General features: G+C 67.6%; 11 protein-coding genes and 1 tRNA gene. 5 read left to right on the forward strand and 7 right to left on the reverse strand.

The features are described from left to right. Positions 1–10: 10 nt before the first annotated feature. From MJO54_RS07815 to MJO54_RS07825, 3 genes are all read right to left on the reverse strand, one after another. Positions 11–769 (reverse strand): enoyl-CoA hydratase, encoded by a 759-nt coding sequence (locus tag MJO54_RS07815; RefSeq protein WP_046284868.1) that lies wholly within the window; start codon positions 767–769, stop codon positions 11–13. Positions 770–1,086: 317 nt separating this feature from the next. Further along, positions 1,087–1,461 (reverse strand): HNH endonuclease, encoded by a 375-nt coding sequence (locus MJO54_RS07820; RefSeq protein WP_046284869.1) that lies wholly within the window; start codon positions 1,459–1,461, stop codon positions 1,087–1,089. Between the two features lie 162 nt (positions 1,462–1,623). Continuing rightward, positions 1,624–1,697 (reverse strand) — tRNA-Arg (locus MJO54_RS07825). Positions 1,698–2,244: 547 nt separating this feature from the next. Between MJO54_RS07825 and MJO54_RS07830 the strand changes: the two genes are divergently transcribed. The 4 genes from MJO54_RS07830 (at position 2,245) to MJO54_RS07845 (ending at position 9,743) form a co-directional block, all read left to right on the forward strand. Continuing rightward, the gene (locus MJO54_RS07830) at positions 2,245–3,693 is read left to right on the forward strand and encodes a wax ester/triacylglycerol synthase family O-acyltransferase (RefSeq protein WP_046284870.1); all 1,449 of its coding nucleotides are present in this window, start codon (positions 2,245–2,247) and stop codon (positions 3,691–3,693) included. Next, positions 3,690–5,324 carry an HAD-IB family hydrolase/lysophospholipid acyltransferase family protein gene (locus MJO54_RS07835; RefSeq protein ID WP_046284871.1) on the forward strand — a complete coding sequence of 545 codons (1,635 nt, stop codon included), beginning with the start codon at positions 3,690–3,692 and terminating at the stop codon, positions 5,322–5,324. The genes MJO54_RS07830 and MJO54_RS07835 overlap by 4 nt, the downstream gene beginning before the upstream one ends. Further along, positions 5,321–7,675: a glycerol-3-phosphate 1-O-acyltransferase gene (locus MJO54_RS07840; RefSeq protein WP_240175774.1), complete on the forward strand. Its 2,355-nt coding sequence runs from the start codon at positions 5,321–5,323 to the stop codon at positions 7,673–7,675. The genes MJO54_RS07835 and MJO54_RS07840 overlap by 4 nt, the downstream gene beginning before the upstream one ends. A 67-nt stretch (positions 7,676–7,742) precedes the next feature. After that, a complete protein-coding gene (locus tag MJO54_RS07845) occupies positions 7,743–9,743 on the forward strand; it encodes a bifunctional copper resistance protein CopD/cytochrome c oxidase assembly protein (RefSeq protein ID WP_046284880.1) in 2,001 nt (666 codons plus the stop codon). A 19-nt stretch (positions 9,744–9,762) separates the two neighbouring features. Here the strand turns inward: MJO54_RS07845 and MJO54_RS07850 are convergent, their stop codons facing one another. After that, complete coding sequence (locus MJO54_RS07850; RefSeq protein WP_046284873.1) at positions 9,763–10,341, reverse strand: TetR/AcrR family transcriptional regulator; 579 nt, start codon at positions 10,339–10,341, stop codon at positions 9,763–9,765. A 114-nt stretch (positions 10,342–10,455) separates the two neighbouring features. Between MJO54_RS07850 and MJO54_RS07855 the strand changes: the two genes are divergently transcribed. Then, the gene (locus tag MJO54_RS07855) at positions 10,456–11,286 is read left to right on the forward strand and encodes an SDR family NAD(P)-dependent oxidoreductase (protein ID WP_046284874.1); all 831 of its coding nucleotides are present in this window, start codon (positions 10,456–10,458) and stop codon (positions 11,284–11,286) included. Here MJO54_RS07855 and MJO54_RS07860 read toward each other — a convergent pair. The 3 genes from MJO54_RS07860 to MJO54_RS07870 all read right to left on the reverse strand — a co-directional run bounded on the left by MJO54_RS07860 (position 11,248) and on the right by MJO54_RS07870 (position 14,707). Continuing rightward, positions 11,248–11,988 carry a nitroreductase family protein gene (locus MJO54_RS07860; protein ID WP_046284875.1) on the reverse strand — a complete coding sequence of 247 codons (741 nt, stop codon included), beginning with the start codon at positions 11,986–11,988 and terminating at the stop codon, positions 11,248–11,250. The genes MJO54_RS07855 and MJO54_RS07860 overlap by 39 nt on opposite strands. Further along, positions 11,985–13,265 carry an NADH:flavin oxidoreductase/NADH oxidase family protein gene (locus MJO54_RS07865; RefSeq protein ID WP_046284876.1) on the reverse strand — a complete coding sequence of 427 codons (1,281 nt, stop codon included), beginning with the start codon at positions 13,263–13,265 and terminating at the stop codon, positions 11,985–11,987. Before MJO54_RS07865 ends, MJO54_RS07860 begins: the two co-directional genes overlap by 4 nt. 95 nt (positions 13,266–13,360) lie before the next feature. Continuing rightward, positions 13,361–14,707: an MFS transporter gene (locus tag MJO54_RS07870; RefSeq protein WP_046284877.1), complete on the reverse strand. Its 1,347-nt coding sequence runs from the start codon at positions 14,705–14,707 to the stop codon at positions 13,361–13,363. Positions 14,708–14,835: the final 128 nt, after the last annotated feature.

A 14,835-nucleotide genomic window follows, 5' to 3' on the forward strand; every position in this document is an offset into this window, starting at 1 on the left:
TCGGGCGCGGTTATTTGCGTTGTGCTGCGGCCAGTCGTGCGGCGAAATCCGGAGACTCGACGGTGGCGGCCTGCGGACCCAGTTCGGTCTGCTTGGCGAACTCGTGTTGGTCGCCCTCAAGCGCACCGGGACTGGCGGTGACGCGCATCGTCGCCTTGGTCGCCAAAACCACCTGCCGAGGCGCCGACGCGGGTCCGGCGGCCAGGTTCATTGCCGCGGTGACCGGGTCGTCGTCGACCTGCAGCGCCAAGCCGTGCCGCACCGCGGCCTCGGCGTCGAAACGCATGCCGAACAACAGGGCGGCCCGGGCCACCTGAGGACCGACCGCCCGGTGCAGCATCCAGGTGGCACCGCCGCCGGGGTGCAGACCCAACTGCTGGAAGCGGGCGTCGAACAGCGCCGCCGGACCGGCGATACGCACGTCGGCGGCCAGCGCCAGGTTCAGGCCCGCTCCCACCGCGGCACCGTTGACCGCGGCGATCGTGGGCAACGTGCACTGCGCGATCGCCATGAAACCGTCGTAGAGCGCCAACAGTCCGTCCTCTGTCGCCGCACCGAGGGCCGACAGGTCGGCGCCGGCGCAGAACGCCCGGCCCGCGCCGGTGACTACCACCGCGTGCACCCCGGGGTCGGCTTCGGCCCGCTCCACGGCGGCCCGCAGCTGCACCGACATCGTGCCGGTGACGGCGTTACGTCGGTCCGGATCGTTGACGGTGATCAGCGCTACGCGGTCGGTGACGCTGTATAAGACGAGATCGGGACGTGTCATAGCGCGATGACGCTACCGCGGTGGGGAGCGATCAGCCGATCCAGGTGACGACCCCTGCGGTCACCCCCACCATCGCGATCATGAACATGGTGAAGAAGATGAGCGCCCGTTCGTGGCTCATGGATCTGCCTTTCGCGATTTGCCCGGTCTCCTTGTCGTTCCGCGCGACGCGATGTCATGCGAACCGGGCTTGTGGCGTTCCGCCGCGGCCGACGCGCCGCTGTTCGGCGGCGTTCGATGCGTTGACGGATCGTCCTTGGTTGATCGTTGACGCTCCAGAGTAGTGGCTGGCCCGGCTGCTTGCCGAATCGCCGGTGCTAATCGCTGTGCTGCAGGGCCCGCAAGATGGTCGCGTGGCGTAGCAGGAACGTGCGTTCGTCAAGTTTCTTGCGGCGAAGCCACTCGGTGACCTCGCGGTTGTGTTTGCTTGCGTTGCAGGCGGCGCAGGCGGGGACCACGTTTTCGAGGGTGTAGCGGCCGCCACGAGAGATCGGAACAATGCAGTCGCGCTGTAATGCCGTGCTCGTCATCTGGCAGTATGCGCAGCTGCCCCACGCGTCGAGGATGCTGTCCCATTCGGTGGCGGTGAGGTCATTGTCGACACGAGCGAGCCGCCGTCGTCGTCGCGTCGCGTAACGCGCGCGAGCCGCCCCCGAGGTTTTAGCTGACGGAAACCTGCGTCGAGGCGGCATCCGGTAACGGTAGCCGGGTCGATCGCCTCTATTTGAGCTCGTCGAGCCGGCCGGCGCGTCAAGGATCAACCGAAGCCGCTGTCAAGCATCACCCGAAACACCGTCAAGCAACACCCGACACCGAAACGTCAAGCATCACCCGAAGCCATACACCGGCTGTTGCGCCCCCGGCAGGACTCGAACCTGCGACCACAAGATTAGAAGTCATGTGCTCTATCCACCTGAGCTACGGAGGCAATGCGGGTCCAGTTTATCCGCTGGTAGAGGTAGATCCGCTCCGACCGAGTAAAGCAGCTACCCGGATTCATGTGGCGGTTCCAGCTTCGGCTCTCCTGCGTTGAGCCTCGCTAAACCGCGGGGCTGATGCGGCGGTTCCAGCTTCGGCTCTCCTTCGTCGAACCTCGCTAAACCGCGGGGCTGATGTGGCGGTTCCAGCTTCGGCTCTCCTTCGTCGAACCTCGCTAAACCGCCGGGCTGATGTGGCGGTTCCAGCTTCGGCTCTCCTTCGTCGAACCTCGCTAAACCGCCGGGCTGATGCGGCGGTTCCAGCTTCGGCTCTCCTTCGTCGAACCTCGCTAAACCGCCGGTTTCCAATTCAACCGGCCAACACGGTATTTCGATTTGTGGGCAGGCATTCGATCTGGGCCAATCGACACCTGTCGCCGGGGGCAAGCGATTAGCGTTGAATGGTGCTCGTGACGTCTGTGAATCAGGAGTGGTCTGTGGTGACAGCCTCGGTGCGCCGAGCAGGTCGCGGCATTGCTGCAGCGTGGGGAGCTCGGCGTGGGTGACCTCGTGGACGCCGACGGCTTGCCCACCGAGCTCGGTGCTCTCGACTACCTGTTGCACCGCGGGGAGGCCAATCCGCGTACCCGCTCGGGGATCATGGGCCTGGAGCTGCTCGACACCACCCCGGACTGGGACCGGTTCCGGAGTCTGTTCGAGAACGTCTCGCGGAAAGTGCTGCGGTTGCGCCAGAAGGTAGTGGTGCCCACGCTGCCGACGGCTGCGCCGCGGTGGGTGGTAGACCCCGACTTCAACCTCGATTTCCATGTCCGGCGGGTCCGGGTGCCCGAGCCCGGCGGCCTGCGTGAGGTGCTCGATCTGGCCGAGGTGGCCCTGCAATCACCGATGGACATCCAGCGCCCGCTGTGGTCGGCGACCCTGGTGGAAGGGCTGGCCGAGGGCCGCGCCGCCACCTTGATGCATCTGAGCCACGCGGTCACCGACGGCGTCGGCGGTGCTGCGATGTTCGGCCGGATCTATGACCTGGAGCGCGATCCACCGGCGCGGTCGATGCCGCCGCAACCGGTACCGCAGGACTTGTCGGCAGGCGACCTGATGCGCGACGGCATCAACCACCTGCCGATCGCGATGCTCGGCGGCACCCGCGATGTGGTGTTGGGGGCGCTGTCGATGGCGGCCCGCACCGTGCGCGACCCGCTGTCGGCGGTGACCGGCGCCATCACCTACGCCCGGTCGGGTGCGCGGGTGATGAGTCAGGCCGCCGAACCCTCGCCACTGCTGCGCCGGCGCAGCCTGGCCAGCCGGACCCAGGCGATCGACGTGCGGCTGTCGGATCTGCATCGGGCCGCCAAGGCCGGCGGTGGATCCATCAACGACGCCTACCTGGCTGCCGTGTCCGGCGCGCTGGGGCGCTACCACCGGGCGCTGGGGGTACCGATCGCGACACTGCCGATGGCGATCCCGGTGAACCTGCGCGCCGACGCCGATCCCGCCGGCGGCAACCGGTTCACCGGGGTGAACCTAGCGGCCCCGGTCGGAGTCGCCGACCCGGTAGAGCGGATCAAGCGGATTCGGTCTCAGATGACCCAGCGCCGGGACGAGCCGGCGATGGATGTGCTCGGCTCCATCGCGCCGCTGCTGAGCGTCTTTCCGTCGCCGGTTCTGGAGAAGATGACCGAGTCGGTGGTCAGTGCTGACGTGCAGGCCAGCAATGTGGCGTTCTATCCCGGAGAAACCTACATCGCGGGCGCGAAGGTGCTGCGGCACTACGGAATCGGCCCGTTGCCGGGCGTCGCAATGATGGTGGTGCTGATCTCGCGGGGCGGTGAGTGCACTATCACGGTCCGCTACGACCGCGCAGCCGTCCGCGACGAGAGGCTGTTCACCACATGCCTGGTGGAGGGCTTCGACGAAGTGTTGGCGCTCGCCGGGGATCCCGCGCCGCGTTGCGTGCCGGCCTCCTTCACCGCCGGTGGCGAGTCATGACCGACGACGAAAAGTCTCGGCCGCCGCGCGACATGCGGCTGCCCGGATCGGTGGCCGAGATCGCGGCGAGCCCGCCCGGTCCCAAGATCGGCGCGTTCTTCGATCTCGACGGCACCCTGGTGGCCGGCTTCACCGCCGTGATTCTCACCCGGGAGCGGTTCCGCAGCCGCGACATGGGGCTGGGGGAGCTGTTCGGGATGATCCAGGCCGGGCTCAACCATCAGCTCGGCCGCATCGAGTTCGAGGAGCTCATCAACACCGCGTCCTCGGCACTGCGTGGCCGTTCCATCAGTGATCTCGACGAGATCGGTGAGCGGCTGTTCGTCCAGAAGATCGCCAAACGCATCTACCCCGAAATGCGCGAAGTGGTGCGGGCCCACCAGGCGCGCGGGCACACCGTGGTGCTGAGCTCTTCGGCGCTGACCATCCAAGTCGAGCCGGTGGCCCGTTTCCTGGGCATCACCAACACCCTCACCAATGCCTTCGTCACCGACGAGGACGGTGTGCTCACCGGCGAGGTAGTCGAACCGATCCTGTGGGGGCCGGGCAAGGCCGCCGCGGTGCAGAAATTCGCCGCCGAACACGACATCGACCTGCAGGACAGCTACTTCTACGCCGACGGGGACGAGGACGTCGCGCTGATGCATCTGGTGGGCAATCCGCGACCGACGAACCCCGAGGGCAAGATGGCCTCGGTCGCCCGCAAGCGCGGCTGGCCGATCCTGCAGTTCAGCAGCCGCGGCAGCGGGGTCGTCGGCCAACTGCGGAACCTGGCCGGCCTCAGCTCGATCGTCCCGGTGGGCGCCGGCGCGATCGGACTGGGCCTGCTGAGCGGCAGCCGGCGCCGAGGCGTCAACTTCTTCACCGCACTGTTCCCGCAGGTGCTGTTGGGCCTCAATGGCGTGCGGCTCAACGTGATCGGCAAAGAGAACCTCACCGCAACCCGGCCGGCGGTGTTCATCTTCAACCACCGCAATCAGGTCGACCCGGTGATCACCGCCTCGCTCGTGCGTGACAACTGGATCAGCGTCGGCAAACGCGAACTGGAGAGAGACCCGATCGCCGGTCCGCTGGGAAAGCTGACCGAGATGGTGTTCATCGACCGGGACGACGCGGCAGCGGCCGTGGAGTCTCTACAACAGGTCGAAGAACGCGCCAAGCGCGGTTTGTCGGTGGTGATCGCGCCCGAAGGGACCCGGGTGGACACCACCGGGGTGGGCCCGTTCAAGAAGGGTCCGTTCCGGCTCGCAATGGCGGCCGGCATACCGATCGTGCCGGTGATCATCCGCAACGCCGAGGTGGTCGCCGCCCGGGACTCGATGAGCGCTCACCCGGGCACCGTCGACGTCGCGGTGTTCCCGGCGATTTCGGTCGAGGACTGGACGGTCGACACGCTGCCCGAGCGGATCGCGGAGGTCCGCCAGCTGTACCTGGACACCCTGGCCGACTGGCCGGTCGACGAGTTGCCGGCCTTCTCGCCCAAGCCCGCGGCCAAGAAGGCGCCGGCCAAGAAGGCCCCCGCCAAGAAGGCCCCGGCCAAAAAGATTGCCGCCAAAAAGGCGCCGGCCAAGAAGGCCGTCGCCAAGAATGCCCCGGCCAAGAAGCCGCCGGCCCCGAAGGGGGAGCAGTGACGACATCACCGGCCACTGACCCCTCCGGCTCCACGGCATCCGCCGACACCCTGGTCTTGGCCTACGTGTCGTCGCCGATGGAGGCCGACCTCGTTCACGAGTGGCTGGAACGGTACCGGGACGGCCGCCGCGGCGACCGCATCGAACTGCTGGAGCTCGACCCGTCGCAGCGCTCGCCCGGCGCGATGGCTCGGCTGGTCGGGCACCTCGAACGCGACGAGCGGCGGTCGATCCTGCCGGTGCGGGTCTTCTGGATGCCTCGCGCCGAAGCCTCCGCTCTGAAGCGGGTGGCCGCCTTGCTGCCCGGCCGCAATCCGTATCGGCCCAGCGAACGCCAACAGCGCCAGATCCTGCGTACCGAGTCGTCGCTGGCCCGCGTCGTGGTGGGTGAGCCGGCCAGCGTCGCCGACCTGCGCAGCCAGTGGAGTGAGAACACTGTCGGTGAGAACCCGCGGGACTTCGCGCATTTCGTCACGCGCCGAGCAGTGCTGGCGCTGGAGCGCGCCGAGAACCGGATCCTGGGCCCGCAGTACAAGTCCCCGCGGCTGGTGAAACCGGAGATCTTGGCGTCCACCCGATTCCGCGAAGGACTGGAAGCTATTCCGGGCGCCACCGTCGACGAAGCCGGCAAGATGCTCGACGAGCTGTCCACCGGCTGGAGTCGGGTCTCGGTGGACATGGTCGCCGTCTTGACCCGGATGCTCAGCCGCGGCTTCGACCCCGAGATCGACTACGACGAGTATCAGGTCGCCGCATTGCGCACTGCCTTGGAGAACCACCCGGCGGTGCTGCTGTTCTCCCACCGGTCCTACATCGACGGCGCGGTCATGCCGGTGGCGATGCAGGAGAACCGGCTGCCGCCGGTCCACGTCTTCGCCGGTATCAATCTGTCGTTCGGATTGATGGGGCCGTTGCTGCGCCGCTCCGGCGTCATCTTCATCCGCCGCGGCATCGGCAACAACCCGCTCTACAAATACGTGCTCAAGGAGTACGTCGGCTATGTGATGGAGAAACGGTTCAACCTGAGCTGGTCCATCGAGGGCACCCGGTCGCGTACCGGCAAGATGCTGCCCCCCAAGCTTGGGCTGATGACCTACGTCGCCGACGCCTACCTGGACGACCGTACTGAAGATGTTCTCCTGCAGGGTGTTTCGATCAGTTTCGACCAGCTGCACGAGACCGATGAGTACGCCGCCTACGCCCGGGGCGGGGAGAAGACCCCCGAGGGGATTCGCTGGCTCTACCGCTTCATCAAGGCGCAGGGCGAACGCAACTACGGCAAGATTTACGTGCGTTTCCCCGAGGCCGTATCGATGCGCCAGTACCTCGGCGCCCCCGACAGTCAGACGGCGACCGATCCGGACGCCAAGCGGCTGGCCATGCAGAAGATGGCCATCGAGGTGGCCTGGCGGATCCAGCGCGTCACCCCGATCAGCGCGACCGGCCTGGTGTCGGCGTTGCTGCTGACCACGCACGGGCTGGCATTGACGCTGGATCAGATCCACCATTCGCTGCAGGCCGGCCTGGATTACCTGGAACGCAAGCAGACTCCGATCTCCACCAGCGGGTTGCGGCTGCGCAGCCGCGACGGGGTCCGCGCTGCGGTGGATGCGTTGTCCAACGGGCACCCGGTCACCCGGGTCGACGGCGGGCGCGAGTCGGTGTGGCGGATCGCCCCCGAAGACGAGCACGCCGCGTCGTTCTACCGCAACTCGGTGATCCACGCCTTCCTAGAGACCTCGATCGTCGAGCTGGCCCTGGCGCACGCCGGCCGCGGCGAGGGCGATCGGCTGGACGCGTTCTGGACGCAGGCGATGCGGCTGCGCGACCTGCTCAAGTTCGACTTCTACTTCGCCGACTCCGCGTCGTTCCGCGACAACATCGCCGAGGAGATGTCCTGGTTCGGTGACTGGCAGGCCCGGGTCGGCGCCGGTGGCGCCGAGATCGACGGCATTCTCTCGGAGAAGACTCCAGTGACCTCCGACGTCATGCTGCGGGTGTTCTTCGAGTCCTACGCGATCGTTGCCGATGTGCTCTGCGACGCACCGGTCGACATCGGCGAGAACGAACTGACGCAGTTGGCCTTGGGGGTCGGCCGCCAGTACGTGGCGCAGGGACGCGTTCGCAGCAGCGAATCGGTGTCCACCCTGCTGTTTGCGACGGCCTGTCAGGTGGTCGCCGATCAGGGCCTGCTGGAGCCCGCGCCGGATCTGGCGGGGCGGCGCAAAGCGTTCCGATCTGAACTGCGGGGGATCCTGCAGGACTCCGACCACATCGCCCGCATCGCCCGGGAGGCGTTTGCCGCCCGGGACATGGAGGTGCGACGGCATTGGCGGGGTATGAGCCGCTAGCGGGGCAGGCCACAACGTCGCCCGCCTGGTATGCGGCGCGGTGGGCGCGCACCATACGCTGGGAGCCATGACGGCTACTTCGGCGACCCGCGGCCGCGCGGCGATCTTGGTGCCGATGCTGGCCGGGTTGGCGATCCTCGCCGGGTGCATCGCCGCCGGGATCGGGGCGCTGTCGTTGGCCGATGCCCTGACCGCGACCGGCCTGCCCGACCCGGGCCCGGTGACCACGCTGGGACTGCCGTTCGTGCGGGCGGCCGGCGAGATGGCCGCGGCATTGGCGGTGGGATCGTTTCTGCTCGCGGCGTTCCTGGTGCCGCCGCAGGAAAGCGGGGTCCTTGACGTCGCCGGTTACCGTGCGCTGCGGTTGGGCACCGTGGCGGCGGGAGCCTGGGCGGTGTGTGCCGCGCTGCTGGTTCCGTTGACGATCTCCGATGTCTCGGGGCACCCGTTGTCGGAGTTCCTCGACCCGGCGACGGCCTGGTCGTTCGCCGGGCTGGTCGACACCGCGTCGGCCTGGCGGTGGACCGCGTTGGTGGCCGCGTTGGTGTCACTGGCGAGCCTGCCCGTGCTGCGCTGGTCCTGGACACCGGTGCTGCTGGCGGGATCGCTGCTGACCTTGATCCCGTTGGGGTTGACCGGGCATTCGGCCGCCGGCGGGTCACACGACCTGGCCACCAACAGCCTGCTCATCCACCTGATCGCCGCGGGCCTGTGGGCCGGCGGCCTGCTGGCGCTGCTGGTCCACGCGATCCGCGGCGGGGAACACGCCGCCCTGGCGGCACGGCGCTTCTCCACCGTGGCGCTGTGGTGCTTCGTGGCGATGGGCCTGTCCGGAGTGCTCAACGCGCTGGTTCGCCTGACCCTCGCCGATCTGTTGACCACGCCGTACGGCCAATTGGTGGTGGCCAAGTTCGTCGCCCTGTGTGTGCTCGGCGCCCTCGGTGCCTGGCAGCGGCGCCGCGGGGTGGCCGCACTGCAGGAAGACCCGAACAAACGCGGCCCGCTGATCCGCCTGGCGCTGACCGAGGCCGTCGTCTTCGCGCTGACCTTCGGCGTCGCAGTGGGGCTGGGCCGCACCCCGCCACCCCCGCCGACGGTGCTCAACCCGTCGGTCCCGATGGTCAAGATCGGCTACGACTTCGCCGGCCCGCCGACCGTGGCCCGGATCCTGTTCGACTGGCGATATGACGTCGTCTTCGGCACCGCCGCGATAGTCCTGGCCGGCGTGTATCTGGCCGGGGTGCTGCGGCTGCGCCGCCGCGGTGACGCCTGGCCCGCGGGCCGCACCACCGCCTGGATGCTGGGCTGTCTGACCCTGCTGTTCGCCACCTCGTCGGGCACCGGTCGCTACATGCCGGCGATGTTCAGCATGCACATGGCCGTGCACATGCTGCTGTCGATGCTGGTGCCGATCCTGCTGGTGCTGGGCGGGCCGACCACACTGGCGCTACGGGCGCTGCCGGTGGCCGGTCGCGGCGAGCCGCCCGGAATGCGGGAATGGCTGCTGGCCGCGCTGCACAGCCGGGTCTCGCGGGTCCTCACCAATCCGATCATCGCGGCGGTGATCTTCGTCGTCGGCTTTTACGGGCTCTATTTCAGCAGCCTGTTCGACTCGATAGCCGGCAGTCACGCGGGGCACCTCGCGATGAATATCCACTTCATCCTCAGCGGCTACCTCTTCTATTGGGTCGTGATCGGCGTGGACCCCACCCCACGGCCCATCTCGCCGCTGGCCAAGCTGGCGGTGGTGTTCGCCTCGCTGCCACTGCACGGCTTCTTCGGGGTCTTCCTGATGGGGATGCACAAGGTGCTCGGCGAGTGGTTCTACGGTGCGCTGGGCCTGTCCTGGCACACCGACTTGGCCGGCGACCAGCACCTGGGCGGCGGCATCACCTGGTCGGCAGGCGAATTGCCCCTGCTCATGGTGATGATCGCGCTGCTAGTGCAGTGGCATCGCAGTGACCGGCGCACCGCCAAGCGGCTTGACCGCGCCGCTGACCGTGATGACGACGCCGAGCTGGCCGCCTACAACGCGATGCTGGCCGAGATGGCCCGTCGCGACGGGTGAGCCTGGTGCCGCGACCCGCCTAGGTGATCTGACCGGCCGCGGCGCGTACCGCCGCACGCACCCGGTCGGCAACGACCTGTGCCGAGGAGGTGTCGAGCTTGCCGTCGAGATGCAGGAAGGCCAGGCCGTGCACCAAGCCCCACACGGCGGTGGCCATCGCCTCCGGATCTGTCGATGGAAACACTTGCTGCACAATGGAATTCAGATACTGCTGGATCGCGGTGACCGCATCCACCCGCTCGGCGTTGCTCGGGTCGCACTGCTCGGTGAACATCACCCGGAACAGTCCGGGTCGGTCGAGCGCGAACTGGACGTAGGCGATGGCGATTGCGGCGAGGTCGTCCGCCGTCTTCGGCGCCGGATGTGCCGCGGCCAGGTCGGCGGCCAGTTCGCGGTACCCCACCGCGGCGATCGCCGACAGTAGAGCGTTGCGGTCGGCGAAATGTCGGTAGGGCGCCGCGGTCGATACGCCGGCGCGTCGGGCAGTGGCGCGCAGCGACAGTTCGGTGGCGCCGTTTTCCTCAAGGAGATCCATAGCCGCGCGTAGCAGGGTCCCGGGCAGGTCGCCGTGGTGATAGGTCTTGGTGGACGCTGACATCTGTGGTTACCCCGTGTTGACGCCGCTTACATGAGCTCCTAACGTTAGCAGCAAGCGCGGGTAAGCGCCGCTAACATTGGGCCTTTGCGGTGACAAATCGAAGGAGACCTTGCAGTGACCTCACCCCGAACGATCGTGATCACCGGCGCCAGTGACGGCATCGGTGCCGTCGCAGCGCGTGCCTTGGCTGGACCGGAGGTCAACCTCGTTGTCGTCGGCCGCTCGGCGCAGAAGTTGGCGCCGGTCGCCTCCGATGCCGGTGCCACCGCGCTGACCGCTGATTTCGCCGATTTGGACCAGGTCCGCTCGTTGGCGGAACAGATCCGCGAACAGGTCGGCGCCATCGATGTCTTGCTGAACAACGCGGGCGGAACGTTCGCCCCGGGTCTGCGTACCGCCCAGGGGCATGAACCCAACTTCGGGATCAACCACCTCGCACCCTTCCTGCTGACCAACCTGCTGCGCGATCGGCTGGCCGCCGCCGGTGGCGCGCTGGTGCTGAACACCTCCAGCGTCGGAAACCGGTTCGGGCACGTCGACCTCGACGACCTGGACTACCGGCGCCGGCGTGCCTTCGAAACGCGGGCCTACGGGACCAGCAAGCTGATGAACATCTTGTTCACCCGCGGCATCGCCCAGCGCTGGGTTGGCGACGGAATCATCTCCGCGGCAGTGCATCCCGGTCCGGTCGCGACCAGCTTCGGGCGGGACTCCTGGTTTGTCGGCCTGCTCTACCGCACTCCGCTGCGCCACCTCGCGACGATTACCCCGGCCGAGGGGGCCACGCCGTTGATCGAACTGGCCAACCGTGGCGCCGACCCCGAGATCAACGGCGTCTATTTCGACCGCCACCGCGCCAACGGCCGCGAGAATCGGCAAGCCCACGACCCCAAGCTCATCGACGGGCTATGGGCCCGCTCCGTCGATCTCGTGGGCCTGGGCTGATCGCCACGGCTGGTGGCCGAATCGATCGACGTGCACGACTTCCTCGATCGGCGGACGCTGGGTCGGGCCGTATCGCCCGCGAGCCCAACCGATCGGGATGATGCACACCGGCACCATCTCGGGCGGCAGCTCCAGCACGCGGCGCGTGCTACGGACCAACCACAACGGCAGCGTCTGCAGTGAGGCGCCTAGGCCCACGGCTCGGCACGCCAGGAGCAGATTCTGCACCGCCGGATAGACCGAACCGTAGAACGACGAAACCCTTATCTGCGGCCACCCGACAGGCTGGTGTTTGAGGGTGCGCCGGTAGCAGGCCACCACCAGGGTGGGCAGTTCGTGGTAATGCTCACGCTGCCACTCGGACACCCGCAACTGGCGCCTCGTCGGCTCATCGGTGGCAGCGCGCCTGGCAAACCAGCCGAACAGCCTGAACGCCCGTTGGTAGCTGCGCACCAGGCGGCGCTTCTGCTCGGGATCGTTGACCACGACAAATGCCCAGTCCTGGCTGTTCGAACTGGTGGGAGCCTTGAGCGCGAGCGCAAGCACTTCGCGCAGTAGTTCCTCGTCGACGGGGTCGAAGTGCAGCCGCCGGATCGCCCGCTGTGAGCGCATCGCCTCGGCGAGCGGCATATTCAATCCCGCGAGTGCCTCGGCGGCAGCAGGGGGTACGAAGGGGCTGGGGGACGAGTCGACGGGGGTCATGGCTGCACCACCAGCGATTCGCCGTGCTCCAGGCGGGGGCCGGCGGTGCGTGCCTGCAGCCAGCTGCGGTAATGGCGAAGCGCGCGGCGCCCCAATACGGCTTCGAGGGCGTATGCGGTGAGCGGATGGACGCCGGGCCGGGCCCGCCTGCCCTTTCCCAGGCGGCGCAGCTGGTAGCGGACGCGGGCCAGAGCTACCGCTGAGGCGATCGCCTTGTCCTTGAAGCGGACCGGTTTGAGTTCGACCGCGGCGTCAGTGCCCGCGCGCCATTTGTTGGGCAGATCGGGGTCCACGGCCAGCGCGGTTCCCATACCGACCAGGTCGATACCGCCGGCGAGGACTTCGTCGGCCACCGATCTGCGGACGATACCGCCGGTCAGCATCAGCGGCAGCGGACTGGACTGGGCCAGTTCCTCGGCGAGGGTGAGGAAATACGCCTCGCGGGCCCGCGTCCGCTCATCGGCGGCCTGACCGGTCATGGCGGGGCTTTCGTAGCTGCCGCCGGAGAGTTCGACCACCTCCACCCCCAGCGGCGCCAGCAGCCCGATCACCGTCGCGGCGTCGTCGGCGTCGAAGCCGCCACGCTGAAAGTCGGCCGAGTTGAGCTTGACCGCCACCGTGAACGCGGGGGACACCGACGAGCGGACCGCGCCGACGATGTCGAGCAGCAGGCGCGCCCGGTTCGCCAATGTTCCGCCCCATTGATCGGTGCGCTGGTTCGACAGAGGCGAGAGGAACTGCGAAATCAGATAGCCGTGGGCGGCGTGGATCTCGACTCCGTCGAACCCGGCCTGCTCTGCGCGTCGAGCGGTCTCGGCGAAGCGAGCGACGGTGGCGTCGATCTGCTGGGTGGTCATCGCGACGGGCTGGGCCAGCCGCGTGCTGTTGCGGCCGATATCCACGCGGATGGCCGAGGGCCCCCATGCGACACCGGGCATATTGGCCATCACCTGTCGGCCGGGGTGGTTGATCTGCATCCACACCCGTGAGCCGCCACTTTTCGCTGCGGCCGCCCACTGCCGGAACGGCTCCAGCGGCGTTTCCGAGTCGAGCACAACGCCGGCCGGTCCGGTCAGCGCCTCGGCGTGCACCATCACATTGCCGGTGATGATCAGCCCGACACCGCCCTGGCTCCACCGCCGGTAGAGCCGGAAGATCGCCTCGTCGGGCAGTTGACCGGCGACCGCCATGTTCTCTTCCATGGCGGCCTTGACCAGGCGGTTTTCGACGACGGAGCCGTTGGCCAGGCGTAAGGGCGTAAAGATGGTGGCGGGCATCGCACACTCCGGACGTGAGTAATGTTAACAGTGCTTACGTCAGGATAGGGGTCGAAGTAAGCGCCGTCAACATCGATCCTCGGGCTAGTGCTGGCCTATTCGTGCAGCCCCGCTTCGGCGATGGCCTCGGCCTCTTGCTCGGTGGCCACCGACGGCCCCGATCCGGGCAGGCGTTTACCGGCCGTCTCCGGGGTGAACCACACCGTGATTGCGCCGATGACGCCCGCGCCCATCAAGAGGTAGGCCGGCAACATCACGTTGCCGGTTCCCGACACCAGGGTCTCGGCGACCAGGGGAGTGGTGCCGCCGAACACCGAGACCGAGATGTTGAATCCGATCGCCACCGCGAAATAGCGCACCCTGGTGGGGAACAGCGCGGGCAGCGTCGACGGCGTGGTGCTGTAGAAGCACAGCAGCATGACACCGATGAGCAGCACACCGAGCAGTCGCAGCGGGTAGCTGCCGCCCTGGCGGATCAGCAGGAAGGCGGGAACAGACCCCACGATCAGTAGAGCGCTGCCGGTCCACAGAATCGGTTTGCGGCCGATGCGGTCGGACAATTTCGCCAGCGGCAACACGGCGACCAGCATGAACACCAGTGCCACCACGATCATCGTCAGTCCGCGGCTGCCGCTGATGCGACCGACCTGTTTGAAGTACGTGGGCAGATACCCGGTGAGCATGTAGTTGGTGACGTTCTCGGCCAACACCAGGCCCATGCAGATCAGCAGACCCTTGCGCTGCCCGGTGACGGTCTGCTTGAACTGCAGCCACCCGTTGCTGTGGCCGGTGGCGGGTTGTTCGCTGAGCTGCTCGAGCTCTTCAAAGGCCGGTGACTCGTCGATGCGCAGCCGCATGTACAGCGTCACCATGGCCAGCGGCACGCCGAGTAGGAACGGGACTCGCCAACCCCAGTGCAGCATGTCCGAGACCGGCAGTTGGGTTTTGAGCACGGTCACCACCGCGGCGCCCGTGATGTAGCCGCCGAGTGTGCCCAGCGGTAGATACCCCGTCAGCGCGCCGCGGCTGCGGTCTGGGGCGTGTTCGCTGACGTAGGTCATGGCCCCGACGTATTCGCCACCGGTGGAGAACCCCTGCAAGATCTTGGTGACGATCAGCAGGATCGGGGCCCACACGCCGATCGTCTCGTACGAGGGCAGCAACCCCGTGATCGTGGTGCCCACCGCCATCAGGGTGACGGTCATGACCAAGACCCGCTTACGGCCGATGCGGTCTCCGAGCGCGCCGAAGACGATGCCGCCGAACGGCCGCACCGCGAAAGCTGCCGCCAGCGTGCCGAAGGTGGCGATCAGGCCCACCGCGCTGGAACTGTCACTGGGGTAGAAAACCTGCGCGATGGTGGTGGCCAGGAAGCCGTAGATCCCGAAGTCGTACCACTCCATGAAGTTGCCGACGGCCGTGCCCGCGATCGAGCGCTGCATGGCCGCCGGATCCGAGACCCGGATGTCGTCGCGTGCCCATGTGCTGCGGCTCGTGTGTTCACCGCTGCCGGACCGGCCTTTGGTATCCACCGCAAGCAACGTATACCAACCGCGCGCCCACTTCTCGT

It is taken from the genome of Mycolicibacter virginiensis, from assembly GCF_022374935.2.
In the GTDB taxonomy this organism is placed as follows: domain Bacteria; phylum Actinomycetota; class Actinomycetes; order Mycobacteriales; family Mycobacteriaceae; genus Mycobacterium; species Mycobacterium virginiense.

Bases quoted from the DNA above. Each gene is read 5' to 3' on its own strand.
- MJO54_RS07815 (WP_046284868.1), bottom strand. From the start codon at position 769: ATGACACGTCCCGATCTCGTCTTATACAGCGTCACCGACCGCGTAGCG.
- MJO54_RS07820 (WP_046284869.1), bottom strand. From the start codon at position 1,461: ATGCCGCCTCGACGCAGGTTTCCGTCAGCTAAAACCTCGGGGGCGGCT.
- MJO54_RS07835 (WP_046284871.1), top strand. From the start codon at position 3,690: ATGACCGACGACGAAAAGTCTCGGCCGCCGCGCGACATGCGGCTGCCC.
- MJO54_RS07845 (WP_046284880.1), top strand. From the start codon at position 7,743: ATGACGGCTACTTCGGCGACCCGCGGCCGCGCGGCGATCTTGGTGCCG.
- MJO54_RS07850 (WP_046284873.1), bottom strand. From the start codon at position 10,341: ATGTCAGCGTCCACCAAGACCTATCACCACGGCGACCTGCCCGGGACC.
- MJO54_RS07860 (WP_046284875.1), bottom strand. From the start codon at position 11,988: ATGACCCCCGTCGACTCGTCCCCCAGCCCCTTCGTACCCCCTGCTGCC.
- MJO54_RS07865 (WP_046284876.1), bottom strand. From the start codon at position 13,265: ATGCCCGCCACCATCTTTACGCCCTTACGCCTGGCCAACGGCTCCGTC.
- MJO54_RS07870 (WP_046284877.1), bottom strand. From the start codon at position 14,707: ATGCAGCGCTCGATCGCGGGCACGGCCGTCGGCAACTTCATGGAGTGG.